Annotated in this window: 13 protein-coding genes; 9 read left to right on the forward strand and 4 right to left on the reverse strand. The window is 64.9% G+C overall.

Translation table 11 applies throughout. The annotated features are described in order from the left end of the window. Positions 1–67: 67 nt before the first annotated feature. Positions 68–1000: a LysR family transcriptional regulator gene (locus tag H4W27_RS10355; RefSeq protein WP_192595864.1), complete on the reverse strand. Its 933-nt coding sequence runs from the start codon at positions 998–1000 to the stop codon at positions 68–70. Positions 1001–1167: 167 nt separating this feature from the next. On the opposite strand from H4W27_RS10355, the gene H4W27_RS10360 reads away from it, so the two are divergent. From H4W27_RS10360 to H4W27_RS10400, 9 genes are all read left to right on the forward strand, one after another. After that, complete coding sequence (locus H4W27_RS10360) at positions 1168–2472, forward strand: aromatic ring-hydroxylating oxygenase subunit alpha (protein WP_192595865.1); 1305 nt, start codon at positions 1168–1170, stop codon at positions 2470–2472. Then, positions 2469–3869, forward strand: coding sequence for a flavin reductase family protein (locus tag H4W27_RS10365; RefSeq protein WP_192595866.1), 1401 nt, complete (start codon positions 2469–2471; stop codon positions 3867–3869). The genes H4W27_RS10360 and H4W27_RS10365 overlap by 4 nt, the downstream gene beginning before the upstream one ends. A 121-nt stretch (positions 3870–3990) precedes the next feature. Continuing rightward, positions 3991–5211 carry a formaldehyde dehydrogenase, glutathione-independent gene (gene fdhA, locus H4W27_RS10370; RefSeq protein WP_192595867.1) on the forward strand — a complete coding sequence of 407 codons (1221 nt, stop codon included), beginning with the start codon at positions 3991–3993 and terminating at the stop codon, positions 5209–5211. A 163-nt stretch (positions 5212–5374) separates the two neighbouring features. Continuing rightward, complete coding sequence (locus H4W27_RS10375; RefSeq protein WP_192595868.1) at positions 5375–6028, forward strand: GntR family transcriptional regulator; 654 nt, start codon at positions 5375–5377, stop codon at positions 6026–6028. 313 nt (positions 6029–6341) lie between these two features. After that, positions 6342–7262, forward strand: coding sequence for a formyltetrahydrofolate deformylase (purU, locus tag H4W27_RS10380; protein WP_192595869.1), 921 nt, complete (start codon positions 6342–6344; stop codon positions 7260–7262). Between the two features lie 82 nt (positions 7263–7344). Further along, complete coding sequence (locus tag H4W27_RS10385; protein WP_192595870.1) at positions 7345–9846, forward strand: GcvT family protein; 2502 nt, start codon at positions 7345–7347, stop codon at positions 9844–9846. Positions 9847–10023: 177 nt separating this feature from the next. Next, positions 10024–12336, forward strand: a complete 2313-nt coding sequence (locus H4W27_RS10390; RefSeq protein WP_192595871.1) for an FdhF/YdeP family oxidoreductase — start codon at positions 10024–10026, stop codon at positions 12334–12336. 7 nt (positions 12337–12343) lie between these two features. Further along, positions 12344–13219, forward strand: coding sequence for a Cof-type HAD-IIB family hydrolase (locus tag H4W27_RS10395; protein ID WP_318782291.1), 876 nt, complete (start codon positions 12344–12346; stop codon positions 13217–13219). Beyond that, positions 13212–13781, forward strand: a complete 570-nt coding sequence (locus H4W27_RS10400; RefSeq protein WP_318782292.1) for a YdeI/OmpD-associated family protein — start codon at positions 13212–13214, stop codon at positions 13779–13781. The genes H4W27_RS10395 and H4W27_RS10400 overlap by 8 nt, the downstream gene beginning before the upstream one ends. Positions 13782–13807: 26 nt before the next feature. Here H4W27_RS10400 and H4W27_RS10405 read toward each other — a convergent pair whose 3' ends face one another. The 3 genes from H4W27_RS10405 to H4W27_RS10415 are packed head-to-tail and all read right to left on the reverse strand — an operon-like array spanning position 13808 to position 16807. Further along, positions 13808–14458 (reverse strand): TrmH family RNA methyltransferase, encoded by a 651-nt coding sequence (locus H4W27_RS10405; RefSeq protein WP_192595874.1) that lies wholly within the window; start codon positions 14456–14458, stop codon positions 13808–13810. 25 nt (positions 14459–14483) lie between these two features. Continuing rightward, positions 14484–15770 (reverse strand): aspartate aminotransferase family protein, encoded by a 1287-nt coding sequence (locus tag H4W27_RS10410; protein WP_192595875.1) that lies wholly within the window; start codon positions 15768–15770, stop codon positions 14484–14486. After that, positions 15767–16807 carry a phosphotransferase enzyme family protein gene (locus H4W27_RS10415; protein ID WP_192595876.1) on the reverse strand — a complete coding sequence of 347 codons (1041 nt, stop codon included), beginning with the start codon at positions 16805–16807 and terminating at the stop codon, positions 15767–15769. The genes H4W27_RS10410 and H4W27_RS10415 overlap by 4 nt, the downstream gene beginning before the upstream one ends. Positions 16808–16815 lie beyond the last annotated feature (8 nt).

Raw genomic sequence — 16815 nt, forward strand, 5'->3', positions numbered from 1 at the left:
CCTGGATTCGATCAGCAGAAGCAGGAGCGGCCTCCTGCCGCCTGGCGGGATGAGAGCGACCCGCCCTTCAGAGATCGTCTTTGAGCTGCTGGGTCAGGATTCGCTGCGCTCTGGCCTGCAGGATCTCCATGGACTCTCTGATGAGCGGTGAACCAGTGCTTCCCTGGCGGGCGACGGCCACGATTCGACGAGAGGGCTTCCCTCGCCCCGATATCGGCAGTCGAATCACATTCTCCGCGCTTCGCAGAGCAGCCAGCCGCGGCAGAAGACCCACACCCAGTCCAGCGCCGACGAAAGCGACCTGGGTCTCCCATTCGACGGCCTCATGCGCGACCCGCGGTGTCACCCCGATCGCCGTGAATGCGGCCGCGAAGAGGGAATGATAGGCGGACCCGGGAGCCTCGGTGATCCACGGCTCCAGCGCGAGCTCCTCGAGGGTGACCGTGGCCCGCGACGCCAGCCGATGGTCAGACGGAAGAATCACGTCGAGGGGATCGTTGAACAGCGTCGTCTGTTCGAAGCGTGGATCTTCGTCGACGTGCTCGTCGTCCTGCATCACCACGATGACGGCCAGGTCGATCCGTTCGGCGACCAGCAGATCCAAGCACCGTGCCGGATTCACTTCGAGCACCCGCACCTTCAACAGGGGCCGCGTAGTGCGAAGCGTGGCCGCGAGCGGCGCGAGCAGCTGCGCAGCTGCGGTGGAGAAGCCACCGATCTCGAAGTTGGATTGGATCTGCCCACCGGCTTCCAGCGCAGCAGCCCGCAGTCGCTCCCATTCAGCAACCACCGCGTCGGAGCCCGTCACAAGAAATCGACCAGTAGTGGTCAGTCGCAGTCCTCGTCCGTCCCTCGTCAGCAGCTCCATCCCCAGCACACGTTGCAGCTCTCGCAGCTGCGCGGAGACTGCGGAGGGGGAATATCCGGTGAGCTCCGCAGTGGCTCCGACGGTGCCGCACTGAGCGAACGTCCTGAGCGTCGTGAGTCGTGGATCGATCATGGCTCAATCATGCACTCATTCCGCTGAATAGTCGCCAGCATCTTGCGATTTTATTGCAGAGAGATACTGCCTACTCTCGGAAGTACACCAATTTCAGCAACGGTGGCAGGAACGACTCCCAGTCCCACGGATCGCACACTTGCCCGCCCCTCCTCAGGAGTAGATCCATGGTTGCTTCAGTCAAGGTGCCGAACAGTGCACGCGGCAGTCTGACGTCGTCAGTTCCGGCCGAGCAGATGACGGAGATCGCCAGGCTCTTCGAGCATCGGCGAGGAGGCTACTCCCTGGAGGCGCCCTTCTACACAGATCCGGCGGTGTTCAGGCTCGACGTGCAGGCCATCTTCGGCCAGCACTGGGTCTTTGCCGCAAGCGTTGCCGAACTTCCCGAGCCGGGCGACTTCGTGACGGTCGATTACGGCCCCTACTCAGTGATCGTCCTGCGCAACGACGACGGCGGGGTGAACGTCATGCACAACGTCTGCCGGCACCGAGGCGCACGAGTCCTGACCGAGTCCTCAGGGACCACAGGAAACCTGGTGTGCGGCTACCACTCCTGGACCTACTCCCCCGAGGGCAACCTGATCCACGCCTCGGCCCCCGGAGAGACCAGTTTCGACAAGAGCTGCTTCGGCCTCAAGCGAGCCCATGGCCGAGAGCACGCCGGACTCATCTTCGTCTGCCTGGCAGACGAGCCGCCGACGGATTTTGACGAGACAGCAGAGATCTTCGAGCCTTACCTCGCGCCCCACGATCTGGCCAAGACGAAGGTGGCCTACCAGCAGAACATCATCGAAGAGGGCAACTGGAAGCTCGTCATGGAGAACAACCGGGAGTGCTATCACTGCGACGGCCACCCCGAGCTGGCCTGTTCCCTCTTCCCCACCTGGGGACTGACCGACGGCCTGATCCCTGCGCACCTCGAAGAAGTGTGGGAGCGCAACAAGAAGGCTCAGGACGCGCTCATCGACCGCTGCCGACGCTATGACCTCCCCCACGGCGTGGTCGAGGAGCTCGACACCCGGGTGGCGGGGATCCGCATCGCGCGGGACTCCCTGGATGGCGACGGCGAATCGTTCTCCTCCGACGGGCACAGGCTCTCCAAGAAGCTGCTCGGAGACCTGCGCGATTTCCGCCTCGGCCGCTGCTCGATGCACCTGCAGCCCAACAGCTGGTTCCACTTCCTGAGTGACCACGTGGTCACGTTCGCAGTGTTCCCCGTCAACGAGCATCAGACACTGGTCCGCACCACGTGGCTGGTGGCCGACGACGCAGTGGCCGGTGTTGACTACGATCTCGAGAAGCTCACCCACACCTGGAAACAGACCAACCTGCAGGACAAGGCGTTCGTAGAGCTCTGCCAAGCCGGTGCCAACAGTCCGGCCTACGAGCCCGGGCCCTATATGAAGAGCGAGTATCAGGTCGAGGCATTCATCAACTGGTACGTCCAGCGGGTGCGGGAGCACTTGGCATGATCACGAGCACGACCATCTCTCGAGCAGAGCCGCAACGCATTCGTGGCCTCGAGATGCCGTGGAACAGGGTGCTCAGCAGCACCGCGGGACCCGCAGGGGCCGCTCGAGCACTTGGACCCTGGCATCCCCAGGAGTTCCTCGCCGAGTGCGTCGAGACAGTGCCCGAATCCGGCGGCATGATGACCTTCATATTCCGCCGCGTGGACGGCGCGCCCCTGGCGTTCCGTCCTGGTCAATACCTGAACATCGCCTTCCCCGTGAACGGCGAAGACCAGGACTCGTTGAACCGCAGCTACTCGTTGTCCAGTTCGCCGACGGAACCATGGACTTTCAACGTCACGGTCAAGCGTGACCCCACGGGAGTGGTCTCCCCCTGGGTCCATGAGAACGTCGGACCCGGCACGGTGCTCGAGATGCTCGGTCCCGTCGGGGCGTTCCACCTGCCCGACGCCGACCGACGGGCGCGCTACCTTCTGCTGGCCGCGGGCGCCGGCATCACGCCCATCATGTCGATGGTGCGGACCATCCATTCTCTGCCGGGGCAGGCGGATGTCATTGTGCTCTACCACGGCACCGCGCCCGGAAGCTTCGCCTTCTTCAAGGAGCTGGGGTACATCGCCTCGGTGGACTCTCGCGTCAAGGTCTTCTACTCCCTGGGCAATCGCCGCGAGCCGGAGGGCTGGGAGGGACTTAACGGACGCCTGACAGCATCAATGATCGATCAGGTAGCTCCAGACGCCAACGGTCGCAAGGTCTACGCCTGCGGCCCGGCGAGCTATCTCAACAACGCCGCCGAGTTTCTGGGCTCGCTCGGCGTCGACGACACCTCGATCCACATGGAGTTCTTCTCTGGGGATCACCAGACACGGATGGAATACCGAGCCGAGGTCGCGCTGGCCGAAGATATCGCGGAGGAGATCGCCGATTCCCCCGAGGAGTACTACGAAAGCCAGCCCGCGGCGTTCGGACTCTACGAACCCGGCTACGATTCCCAGGGCACGCTGGAGGCCGCGGGCCTGCAGCTGGAATCGGTGGACGCGAATCCGCCGCTCCCGGAACCCCCCGCCCGCGAGTCGGACACGGAGTCAGGGACCGGTTTTCTCGATACATCGACGTTCGGCACTGTGGGAACGGGTAGTCTCACCCTGTCTTTCATCCGTACCGGAATCAACGTCCGCATCCACCCCGACGAACAGATCCTTGAGGCGGCCAGGCATGCAGGCATCAAGATCGGAGCCAACTGCCAGGAAGGCATGTGTGGCTCCTGCAAGATCGTCAAGCTCTCCGGGGAGGTTGAGATGAACCATCAAGGAGGAATCCGGTCGCGGGAGATCGATGCCGGCAAGTTCCTGCCCTGCTGCTCCACGGCACGCACCGATCTGGTGATCGACGCCTGACCGATTCCGGATCCGCAGCCACAACCCTCGCCAGCATCGAGCCGCCAGGAGCACTCCGACGCACGTGCTCCACGGACTCTTTCCACCACGTTGATTCATCCGCCAACCTCAGGAGACAAAGATGTCAGAGAACAAGGCAGTCGCATATAAGGGACCCGGGATCGTGGAACTCATCGATACCCCGTTCCCGACCTTCGAGCTGCAAGATGGACCCGGCGTGAATCCTGAAAACGTCGGCCGAAAAGTCCCGCACGGGGTCATCCTCCGGACCGTCGCCACCAATATCTGCGGATCCGATCAGCACATGGTCCGGGGCAGGACGACAGCTCCCGTGGACCTGGTCCTCGGGCATGAGATCACCGGCGAGGTCATTGAAGTCGGCCCTGATGTCGAGTTCATCGAGGTCGGAGACATCGTCTCGGTCCCGTTCAACATCTCCTGTGGACGGTGTCGCAACTGCAAGGAGCAGAAGACGGGGATCTGTCTGCGCGTGAATCCAGATCGTCCTGGAAGCGCCTACGGCTATGTGGACATGGGCGGATGGGTGGGCGGGCAGGCCGAATTCGTCCTGGTCCCGTATGCGGACTGGAACCTGCTGCGGTTTCCCGACAGGGACCAGGCCCTCGAGAAGATCATGGATCTGACCATGCTTTCGGACATCCTTCCCACCGGATTCCATGGAGCAGTCACGGCCGGCGTCGGTGTCGGCTCCACGGTCTACGTCGCCGGTGCCGGGCCTGTCGGACTGGCCGCGGCTGCCAGCGCCCAGCTGTTGGGCGCGGCCGTGGTCATCGTAGGGGATCTCAACGAGGATCGACTCGCCCAGGCGCGGTCCTTCGGCTGTGAGACCGTCAACGTCGCCCAGGGGGATCCTGCGGACCAGATCGAGCAGCTCCTCGGCGTCCGGGAAGTCGATGCGGGCATCGACGCTGTGGGCTTCGAGGCTCGCGGGCAGGGACATGGCGCCTCCGCTGAGGAGGAGCCGGCGACCGTGCTCAACTCCTTGATGAACATCACGGCCGCCGGTGGATCCCTGGGGATCCCCGGGCTCTACGTCACGGGGGATCCTGGTGCCGCAGACGAGGCGAGCCAGAAGGGCAGCCTGTCCCTGAGTCTGGGGACCGGGTGGGCGAAGTCCCTCTCCTTCATGACCGGTCAGTGCCCGGTCATGAAGTACAACCGCCAGCTGATGATGGCCATCTTGCATGACAAGATCCACATTGCGGAGGCGGTCAATGCCAAGGTCATCTCGCTCGAGGATGCGCCTCGCGGCTACGCGGAGTTTGATGCGGGAGCGGCCACCAAGTATGTGCTGAACCCCAACGGCTACCTCAACAACTAGCCCATGCGGTCCGGTTTCGGCCACTCCTGATCCATCTCCGGGAGGGGTCGAACCGTTCGCGCTCGAGATCCCGCTCGGGTATAGCGGCGAAGCACAAGTACCGTACTCTCTGATATATCAAGCGACGAGGGAGTATGGGATCGCACATGCATCGAGGGCGCCAGTGAGCGTCGCGAATCCGGCACCGGAGGGCAGGACGCAGGCGGAACACGCCTACCTCGAACTGCGCGCGCGCATCATCGACATGCGCCTGGAGCCGGGTTCTGCGCTCGATGAGGAAGCTCTCATGCGTGAGCTCTCGGTCGGACGAACCCCGATGCGTGAAGCGGTCAAGCGCCTGGAATCGGACCGGATGCTCAAGGTCTATCCGCGTCGCGGCACCATCGTCTCCGATGTCAACATCCGCGACCTCAAGGACATCTCCGATGCGCGCCGGGTGCTCGAGGCCTTCGCTGCCCGGCGGGCTGCCGAACAGGCGACGGATGAGGATCGTGAGCTGCTGCGGAGCTGCCTGGAAGAGATCACCACTGAGGAATTCGCGTCGAACAGACTCTCCGTAGACCTGGACGGACGCATCCACAGCGCGGTCTACACCGTGATGCGCAACAGTTACGTGGAAACCACGTTGATCCAGTATTTTCACCTCTCCCAGCGCATGTGGAACTTTGTGCTGGCCGGTCTCGAGCCCATCGGCAGCCACATCAACGAGCACATAGCCCTGCTGCAGGCCATCATCGATGGTGACCCGGACCTGGCTGCGCGCTTGGCCGAGGACCACATCACCCACTTCGAGAACCGCGTGCGCGAAGCCCTGTAACGGGCCCTGCAACAGGCAGGGGACGATCGTCTGAGACACCCTCGTCGGTCTTCCCCGCTCTGTGGCCAGCGCAGGAGGCCAGCGCAGAAGAGCGGTGCACGGATCCGGACCGCCGCAACCATTGACACCTGTGGTTCAGCGCACTTAGGATCTCTTATATATCAGTTGTATTCCTGACGGCGAGACGTTGGAGCAGCATCAGCTGAGGCTTCGTCGGGCGACATGCAGAGCGAATCAGCGGGTGCTCCGCCCGGCACATCCGAGCTGGCCCCGCCGGCCCGCCCCTGATTCGACAAGCCAAGGAGCATCCGCCATGACGTATCTGCCTTCCACCGTCGCCTCGGGGGCCGCCCGCCTGTTCACCGCCCGTGAAGACACGGCCGCCAGCAGCCAGGCGGTCCTCACACTTTCCTGTCCGCAGCACAGCGGCATCGTCCACTCAGTGTCGAAGTTCCTGTTCGAGCGTGGTTTCGACATCGTCGAGCACCAGCAGTTCGACGATTCAGCGGCGCAGCGCCTGTACCTCCGGACCGCCTTCGTCCAGCGTGAGAAGGCGGAATCGGTCGATGATCTCGCCGAGGACTTTGCCGAGGTGGCCGAGAAGTTCTCGATGGACTTCACCTTCCACGACGGGACCAGGCCGCGAGTCCTCGTCATGGTCTCGAAGATGGGCCACTGCCTCAATGACCTGATCTTCCGCTCGACCACCGGAACCCTCGCCGCCGACCTGGTCGCAGTGGTCTCCAATCACGAGGACCTGCGCCGAATGGCAGAATCCGCCGGCCTTCCCTTCATCCACATCCCCGTGACCGCTGAGACCAAGCCGGCGGCCGAGGCTCGGCTGCTTGCGACCATCGACGAATATGACGCAGACCTGATCGTCCTGGCCAGGTACATGCAGATCCTCTCCCCCGAACTCAGCTCGCAGCTCACCGGGAAGGCCATCAACATCCATCACTCGTTCCTGCCGGGATTCAAGGGTGCCCGCCCCTACCACCAGGCCCACGTCCGCGGCGTCAAGCAGATCGGCGCCACAGCGCACTACGTCACCGACGATCTGGACGAGGGTCCGATCATCGAACAGGAGGTCATCCGGGTCGACCACCGGCTCAGTCCTCAGGAACTGGCGATGGTGGGCAGAGACAACGAGGCCCTGGCCCTGTCCAAGGCCGTGCGGCTGCACGTCGAGAACCGAGTCCTGGTCGACGGACTGCGGACCATCACCTTCACCTAGGCCCGCAGCCGATGCGCAAGCCCACCGCGATGACCGACGGGCCGTCACACGGCACCGCCACCCGATCCAAAGGAACGTCACCATGAAGCCACCACGCGTCGTCATCATCGGAGCCGGAATCGTCGGAGCCAACCTCGCCGATGAACTCACCCAGCGCGGTTGGAACAACATCACAGTCCTCGACAAGGGCCCGATCCCCCTCACCGGGGGCTCCACCTCGCATGCCCCCGGACTGGTCTTCCAGACCAACGCATCCAAGGCCATGACCGGGTTCGGCACGTATACCGGAGAAAAGCTCGCATCCCTGGTGCGCGGGGGTGAGAGCGCCTTCAACCAGGTCGGAGGGCTCGAAGTCGCCACGACCCCGGCACGGGTCGAAGAGCTCAAGCGCCGCCAGGGCTGGGCCACGTCGTGGGGATTGGAAGCTCGGCTGGTGGACTCCGCAGAGGCCAAGGCGCTGCACCCGCTCATCGACGAGGACCTGGTCCTGGCTGCCCTGCACATTCCCAGTGACGGGCTGGCCTCCTCAGTGCTCGCCGTGGAGCTGCTGCGCGAACGCGCCGAGTCCCGCGGCGCGGTGTTCATCGGTTCGACCCCGGTGACAGGGGTCGACCGCAAAGCCGGACGGGTCACCGCAGTGCGAAGCGGCGAGACGGTGTTCCCTGCCGACATCGTGGTCTCGGCGGCCGGGTTCTGGGGCCCTGCGGTAGGGGACCTGATCGGAATGAAGGTTCCGCTGGTGCCTATGGCGCACCAGTACATCACCACCTCTCCGCTCGCCCCGCTGCGTCAATCCGCAGCCGCAGCGCGCACCGTGCGCGGGACAGGAAACAGCGCGGACCTGCCGATCCTGCGGCACCAGGATGAGGATCTGTACTTCAGGGAGCACGGCGCGCGCATCGGCATCGGCTCCTACGCTCACCGTGCGATGCCCGTGGACTACGCCGAGATGCCGGACACGGCGGAGATCACCACGCACAACATGCCTTCACGCATGCCGTTCACCGGTGAAGACTTCGATGTCTCGTGGAAGAACAGCCAGCTGCTCGTGCCGTCCCTGCGGGACGCCACCTTCGAGGACGCCTTCAACGGAGTCTTCTCCTTCACCCCCGACGGCGGATCGCTGGTGGGCGAGTCGCGGGACCTGCGTGGATTCTTCATCGCCGAGGCCGTCTGGGTGACGCATTCCGCAGGCGTGGCGAAGGCCGTCGCTGAACTGCTGGTCAACGGCCGCTCGGAGACCGATCTCCGGGAACTCGACGTCGCCCGCTTCGAGCAGCTGCAGCTGCAGCCGGACTATGTCCTGGAGACCGCGCAGCACAATTTCGACGAGATCTACGACATCCGCCATCCGTTGGAGCCGCGCTCCTCTCCGCGAAACATCCGGGTCTCACCTTTCCACCAGCGACAGGTCGAGCTCGGCGCGTTCTTCTTGGAGACTGCCGGCTGGGAACGTCCCCAGTGGTACGAGGCCAATGCGGACCTGGTGACGCGGCTGCCCGAGGAATGGCAGCCGCCCGTGCGCGATGAGTGGAGCGCGAAGTTCGAGTCGCCCATCGCAGCGGTCGAGGCCCACGCCACACGCACCAACGTGGCCATGTACGACATGACGGCGCTCAAACGGCTGGAGGTCACCGGTCCCGGGGCGCTCCCCCTGCTGCAGATGCTGACAACCAGCAATCTGGACAAGTCGATCGGCTCAGTGACCTACACCTTGATGCTCGACGAGAAGGCCGGGGTGAAGAGCGATCTGACGGTCGCACGCATCGAGGAGGACCTGTTCCAGATCGGCGTCAACGGGGGCCTGGACCTCGACCACATCCTGAAGCACGCCGCCGACCAGTCCGCGCAGAGCCCCGAACTGTGGTGCCAGGTGCGTGACACCACCGGGGAGACCTGCTGCATCGGTGTCTGGGGGCCGCGGGCCCGCGATCTGGTTCAACCGTTGACCGCACAGGACCTCTCCAACGACGGATTGAAGTTCTTCCGTGCGGCCAGCACCAGCATCGCGGGGGTCCCGGTGCGCCTGATGCGCCTGTCCTACGTCGGGGAGCTCGGCTGGGAGATCTACACGACCGCGGACTTCGGACTGCGCCTGTGGGACATCTTGTGGGAGGCGGGCCAGGACCTGGGAGTCGTCGCGGCCGGGCGCGGCGCCTTCAACAGCCTGAGGCTCGAGAAGGGCTACCGCTCCTGGGGCAACGACATGGACACCGAACACGATCCGTTCTCCGCTGGGGTGGGATTCGCCGTTCGAGCGGCCAAGGAGGAGTTCATCGGGAAGGAAGCTGCCGAGATCCGCCGCAATGAACCCTCCGCCAGACGGTTGCGCTGCCTGACCGTCGACGACGGCACATCAATGGTGATGGGCAAGGAACCGGTCTTCCGCGAGGGACGCGCGGTCGGCTACGTCACCAGCGCTGGCTTCGGTCACACCGTCCACAGACCGGTGGTCTACGCATGGCTCCCCGCCACGCTGGAGGTGGGTCACAAGGTGGAGATCGGCTACTTCGGGAAGATGATCAGGGCGAGCGTCGTCTCCGAACCGCTTGTCGACCCGGACATGGTCAAGATCCGCGCCTGATCCTTGTCGCGGGGAAGGCCCCCTGTGCATGTCGGCGCGGCAGCTGGCCCGTGAGGAAGGGACAGATGCGTTGATCCTGGTTTTCGACGACAATGACTCATAACGTTCAGGTCTGCTCCACCGTGTTCGAGACTGAGGCGTCCCGCAACAGGGCGGGCGGCCTGGAAAGGATGTCCGATGACTCGCTCCAATCCTCCCGTCGAGGAAGCCGACGAGAACGATCTCGAAGTCGGGGAGCCCAAGGCCTGGGCCGCCGGCCTGCCCGGTGTCTATCACTCCATGCAGCCGGCACTGAAGCACATGGGCGCGGAACGAAGCGCGCGCACGCTGCTGAGGATGAACCAGAAGCAGGGGTTCGACTGCATGAGCTGCGCATGGCCGGATCCCTCTGGCGAACGCAGCACCTTCGAGTACTGCGAAAACGGCGCCAAGGCCGTCACCTGGGAGGCGACACCGGTCACGGTCGCCTCGGAATTCTGGGCCGAACACCCGATCAGTGAGCTGCGTGAACGCTCCGAGTACTGGCTGGGAATGCAGGGTCGACTCACAGAGCCGGTCTACAAGGCGCCGGGTGAGGATCACTATCAGCCCGTGAGCTGGGACAAGGCGATCACGCTGATCTCCGAGAAGCTCAAGAGCCTTGCTTCCCCGAACGAAGCTGCGTTCTACACCAGTGGTCGCGCCTCAAACGAGGCCGCCTTCATCTATCAGCTTTTCATCCGCGGATTCGGCACCAACAACCTGCCTGACTGTTCGAACATGTGTCACGAATCCTCCGGCGTCGCCATGGGCGAGACGATCGGCATCGGCAAGGCGACCGTGGCCTACAACGACTACCTCGAGTGCGATCTGATGATCGTGATCGGCCAGAATCCCGGCACCAACCACCCCCGCATGCTCAGCGCGATGGAGAAGCAGAAGGAGAACGGCGGCCAGATCGTCGCGATCAACCCTCTGCCCGAGGCGGGGCTGCGCAGGTTCAAGAATCCACAGAAGCCCAAGGGTGTTCTCGGCCGCGGAACTGATCTGGCCGACCAGTTTCTCCAGATCCGGGCGGGCGGAGACATGGCGCTGCTCCAGGCGATCTCCAAGCGGGTGCTTGAAGCTGAAGACCAGAACCCCGGCTCAGTGCTGGACCACGACTTCATCGCCCAGCACTGCGAAGGCCTGGACACGCTTCGCGAACACCTCGCACACCTGGACGAGCAGACGGTGCTCGAGGCCACGGGGCTGCGCTCGGACGCGATCGATGAACTCGCCGACCGCTACATCAACGCCGAGAAGGTCATCATCACCTGGGCGATGGGCGTCACGCAGCAGAAGAACGGTGTGGGCACGATCAAGGAGATCATCAACCTGCTCCTGCTGCGCGGCAACATCGGCCGTCCGGGTGCCGGTGCGTCGCCGATCCGGGGGCACTCCAACGTGCAGGGTGATCGCACCATGGGAGTGTGGGAGCAGATGCCGCCGTCGTTCCTGGATGCGCTCGGCAAGGAGTTCTCGTTCGAACCCCCGCGGGATCACGGTGTCGACTCGGTCGCCGCCGTCCGAGGGATGCGCGACGGCGAGATCAAGTTCTTCCTCTCGCTGGGCGGAAACTTCGCGGGCGCGATGTCGGACACCGCGGCCACTGAGGCAGCGATGCAGAACCTCGAGATGAACGTGCAGATCTCGACGAAGCTCAATCGCTCGCACACCGTCCTCGGTGAGGAAGCGCTCATCCTGCCGACGCTGGGTCGCACTGAGGTCGATCACCGGGCGACCGGTCCGCAGTTCGTCTCGGTGGAGGACACTGTCTGCGCCGTCCACTCCTCACAGGGAACGGTGGAACCGGTGGCGCCTGGGCTGCTGTCCGAGGTCGCTATCATCAGTCGACTTGCACACGCGACCCTGGGCGACCGGGTCTCTGCTGACTGGCAAGGGTTCGAGGACGACTACGACCGCATCCGCGACCACATCTCCCACGTGGTGCCCGGCTGTGAGAACTACAACAGGCGCATTCGCGAGAAGGACGGCTTCCTGCTGGCGAACGGGCCGCGCGACTCCCGCACGTTCAACACCCCCAGCGGCAGAGCGATGATGACCGCGAATGAACTCGACCCGATGCAGTGCCCTCCCGGACGCCTGATTCTGCAGACCCTGCGCTCACACGACCAGTTCAACACCACCATCTACGGCTACAACGATCGCTACCGCGGCATCAAGAAGGGCCGTCATGTCGTCTTTGTGAACCCTGAAGACCTCGCGCAGCTGGGTTTCAGCGACGGCGACCTCCTCGATGTGCACGGCGAGTACGAGGACGGCAAGGATCGTGTGCTGCGCAGCTTCCGCGCGGTGTCCTACCCGACGGCCCGCGGATGCGCCGCCGTGTACTACCCGGAGGGAAACGTCCTGGTGCCGCTTGATGACACGGTCCAGGGAAGCAACACCCCGGTCTCGAAGGGAGTCATCATCCGATTGGAGCCCGGAGAGGCCGTCCTTGCCGGATAATGGAGACGTGACTTCCACTGCTGAGACTGCTGTCTTCAACCCCGCCCCGCCCTTCGGACTGCTGCTCGACGTGGACGGGCCCATCGCCTCTCCGGTCAGCCGCACCGTCGCCATCGAGTCCATCGCCCAGGATCTCGCCGCCCTGGCCAACCAGGGCATCCCGGTCATCTTCAACACCGGGCGCTCGGATGACTTCATCGCGCGGCAGGTGATCCCACCGATGCGTGCGGCTGGCCTGCTGCCCGACACGCCGGTCTTCACCGTGGCCGAGAAGGGCGCCGTCTGGGCTGAGGTCACCCCCGAGGGGCTCGGCGAGATCCACATCGACGAGGACCTGAAACTCCCCACCGAGCTCTCTGATGAGGTGCGGGACCTGGTCGCCGAACGGTTCAGCGAGCATATGTTCTTCGACGAGACCAAGCGCGCCATGGTCTCCGTGGAGCAGTCCACCGAAGTGGAGAACAAGGACTACCTCGAAGCGCAGAAAGAGTTCGACGCCGCCATCCCCGGCCTGCTGCAGAAGCACGGCTTGGAGCATGTCCGGATCGACCCGACCATCATCTCCACCGATGTGGAGCACGAACGCGTGGGCAAGGACCTCGGCGCCGAACGCTCCCTGACCCTGCTCGAGGCACGCGGCGTCACCGCGCAGAGCTGGTTCACCATGGGTGATTCCCGCACCGACTACGCCATGGCCGGCTGGCTGCACGAGCGGGGGCTGCCCGTGACCCACGTGGACGTCCGCCCTGAGGACGGCATCCCGGAGACCGATTACGAGGTGCTCACCTCGGAGAGCGGCGCGATCCATGACGAGGCCGGGGCCGAGTTCCTCACCCGCTGGGCCGCAGACCCTGAGAACACCAGGGCCGGACGCCGTGACTGAACACGAGCTGCTGAGGGTCGCCGACGTCGCCGCTTGGCGCGCCTGGCTGGATGAGCACGAGGACAGCTCTGATGGGGTCTGGCTGGTGATGGCGAAGAAGGGTGTCACAGAGCCGACGTCGCTGAGCTACGCGCAGGCTCTCCAGGAGGCCCTGTGCAGCGGATGGATCGACGGGCAGCGCAACGCTCGCGACTTCACCACCTTCCTGCAGCGCTTCACCCCGCGGCGCAAGACCTCCATGTGGTCGAAGCGCAATGTCGGCTACGTCGAGGCACTCATCGCTGAGGGACGGATGCGGCCCCGGGGCCACGCCGAGATCAACAAGGCGCAGGCCGACGGGCGCTGGGATCGAGCCTATGCCGGCCAGGCGGGCGCGGTGGTTCCCGAGGATCTGGCTGCGGCGCTGGAGGTCTCATCGACCGCGAAGGCGACCTTCGAGTCTCTGACCAGTCAGGGCAGGTCTCACGTGCTGCACCAGCTGATGATCGCGGCGAACCCGGCGACGCGTGCTCGGCGGATCGAACGGTTCCTGGAGAAGTTGGAGCGAGGGGAGACGCCCTAGATCCCGGGCCGGCCGGGCAGGACGGTTCAGCCGCTGAAGCGGTGCTGTCGGATCCAGGCATGCATCGCGATCCCTGCCGCAGTGCCGGCGTTGATGGACCGGGTGGAGCCGAACTGTGCGATGGAGAGCGTGTCCAGCGCCGCCTCCCGGACCTCTTCGCTGAGGCCGGGGCCCTCCTGGCCGAAGACCAGCACGCAGCGCCTGGGCAGCTCGTAGGTCTCTATCGGCCGGGAGTCTGGGAACAGATCCACACCGAGCACCGGCAGTCCCTCGGACTCAGCCCAGACCACAAACTCCTCCACTGACGCGTGATGGCGCACGTGCTGGTAACGGTCGGTGACCATGGCGCCGCGGCGGTTCCAGCGGCGGCGGCCGATGATGTGGACCTCCTTGGCCATGAATGCGTTGGCCGTTCGGACGACGGTGCCGATGTTGAAGTCGTGCTGCCAGTTCTCTATGGCCACATGGAAGTCATGCCGGCGTGAATCCAGGTCCGCGACGATCGCGTCATGGGACCAGTAGCGGTATTCATCGACCACATTGCGGCGGTCGCCCTCGCGCAGAAGCTCCGGATCATAGTGCTCACCCTCGGGCCAGTCCCCCTCCCAGGGGCCGACACCGATCTCGCGTGCGGAGACGTCCCGTTCTGCGCCGTCGGCGTGCCCCTGCTGATCCATGGATTCGAGGCTATCCCACCGAGTCTCAGCCGAGGACCTCGTCCACCGCCTCCTCGATCGTGCCCAGCAGCAGCGGCAGGTGCTCCTCCCGCAGGGCCAGCGGAGGACGGATCTTCAGCACCGAGCCGGTGGGGCCGATCTTGCTCAACAGCACGCCGCGAGCCTTGATCGCCTCGACGAGCTGCCTGGTGGTCTGCGCGTCAGGGTGCAGCTGGTCGGCGTCGGAGAAGACCGAGAAGCCGAAGAACAGTCCCGAACCTCTGGGAACCCCCAGCTGCGGGCGCGCCTCCACGAGCTCGGCCATTCGAGGGCGGATCAACGCGCCGAGACGCTCGGAGCTCTCCACGAGGGCCTCGTCGTCGACGATCTTCAGCACCTCGTGGCCCACGGCCGAGGAGACCGGGGTCCCTGCGAAGGTGTTGAAGTACTCATTGCGAGCGCCGAACTCCTCGAGCAGCTCGGCCGTGGTCACCACGCCCGCCAGCGGATGCCCGTTGCCCAGCGGCTTGCCCATCGTGACGAAGTCCGGGACGATCCCATGCTTCTGGTAGCCCCAGAAATGACTCCCGATGCGGCCCAGTCCGGCCTGGACCTCGTCTGCGATGACCAGGCCACCGGCTTGACGCACCAGCTGGGCGATCCCAGTGACGTATCCCTCGGGCACCCGGGGCAGCCCTTCGGTGGAGAAGATCGTCTCCACGATGACGGCGGAGACCCCGTGCCCGCTTCTGACCAGGTCGGCCAGGCAGGCTTCCACCTCGGCCAGCGCGGCGGTCAGAATCTCCTGCTCGCTGCGGTCACGGTTGGCCGCCTCGTCGAGGTCAGGGACGTGGAAGGTGCGCACGTGGTCACCGAGCGGCTCATGGGTCTTCAATCCGGTGGTGATCTCGGTGAGGAATGAGGTGTGGCCGTGATAGCTGTGATCGGTGACCAGGATGCCGCGAGCTCCGGTGTGCTGGTGCGCCATCCGGAAGGCGAGATCGTTCGCCTCGGAGCCGCTGTTGCTGAACAGCACGCGGTCCAGGCCGGGCTCGAAGCGGCTCAACAGATCCTCGGCGTAGTCCACGACCCGGTCGTTGAGGTAGCGGGTGTGGACGTTCAGAGTCCCCGCCTGCGCTCGCATGGCCTCGACCACACGAGGGTGGGCGTGCCCGACGTGCGGCACGTTGTTATAGGCATCGAGGTACTTCCGTCCCTCGACGTCCGTAAGCCAGACGCCCTCCCCCGAGACCAGGTGCAGCGGCTCCTCGTAGAACAACGGCGAATGACGGCCGATCGTCGCGAAGCGCCGGTTCAGCAGGGTGTTGTTCACAGTGTCGTCTCCTTCAGGGACTCGGCGTCGGCAGCATATGGCGCAGGCGCGCCGTCGCAGTAGGCCCGGGCAAGCCGCAGCACCCAGGGAACCACGCTGTGCTCGATGAACAAGGATGCCTCATCGCCGGGACGTTCAGCGGCCCAGCCCAGATAGCTCAGGGCGCGGCCCAGCATCAGCGCGTCCCAAGCGCCGCGCTCGGCGTCGGAGAGGACCCTCTCCTTCTCATAACCCTGCAGCAGCGCCTGCTCCAGGACCTGGTACTGCGGACCCGGAGTGTAGAAGAACAGGGCAGTGACCAGGTCGAAGAGGTACCAGCCGGTCCCGAAATCATCGAAGTCGATGAGCATCAGACCCGTGGGGGTCTTCAGAACGTTCTCCGGGGTGGAATCACCGTGGATCATTCCGTAGGTTCCCGGTTCCGGTCCGAGCTCGGTGAGGTCAGCACGGAGTCTCTTCATCGCGTGCTCGAGCAGAGCCCGCTCCTCCGCGGCGAGTGTGGACAGAGCCAGCGGGTCGCCCCACAGCGGAGCGTGCCCAGCCAGCCCGTCTGCGTCCCAGGCGCCGCGCTGGAATCCGGCAAGAGGCTCCATCGACTCGCTCACCCGGTGCAGGCGACCCAGCAGCTCGCCCATCGCGGTGAAGTCCTCCGGGGCGGCAGCCTCCTCGCCCGCGAAGGCCGCCCCCGCATCCCCGCTGGGTTCAGCGTCGTGGATCCACCCCACCACCGAGACCCGCCGGGTGTGTCCACCATGGGAGACGACGGCGTAGAGCTCGCCTGTGCGGGTGCTGCGCGCTTCCGGGACCGAGATCCCCCGCGCGCGGAGCTCGCTGATATGGCGCAGCTCGGTGAGGATCTCCTCGTCAGTGCGGTACCCCGCCCGGTGCAGTTTGAGTGCGAAGGACGACCCCGCAGGGGAATCCACTCGAAACACGTGATTCTCCCGGTACTTCACAAAGCTGATCTGGCTCTCGGGGGCGAGGCCGAACTCCGCCAGTGCCACTCCTGCAAGTTCGTGCGCTGTCTCCAGCTGCATGGCTTCCT

The sequence above is a fragment of the Nesterenkonia lutea genome (assembly GCF_014873955.1).
Classification (GTDB): Bacteria; Actinomycetota; Actinomycetes; order Actinomycetales; family Micrococcaceae; genus Nesterenkonia; species Nesterenkonia lutea.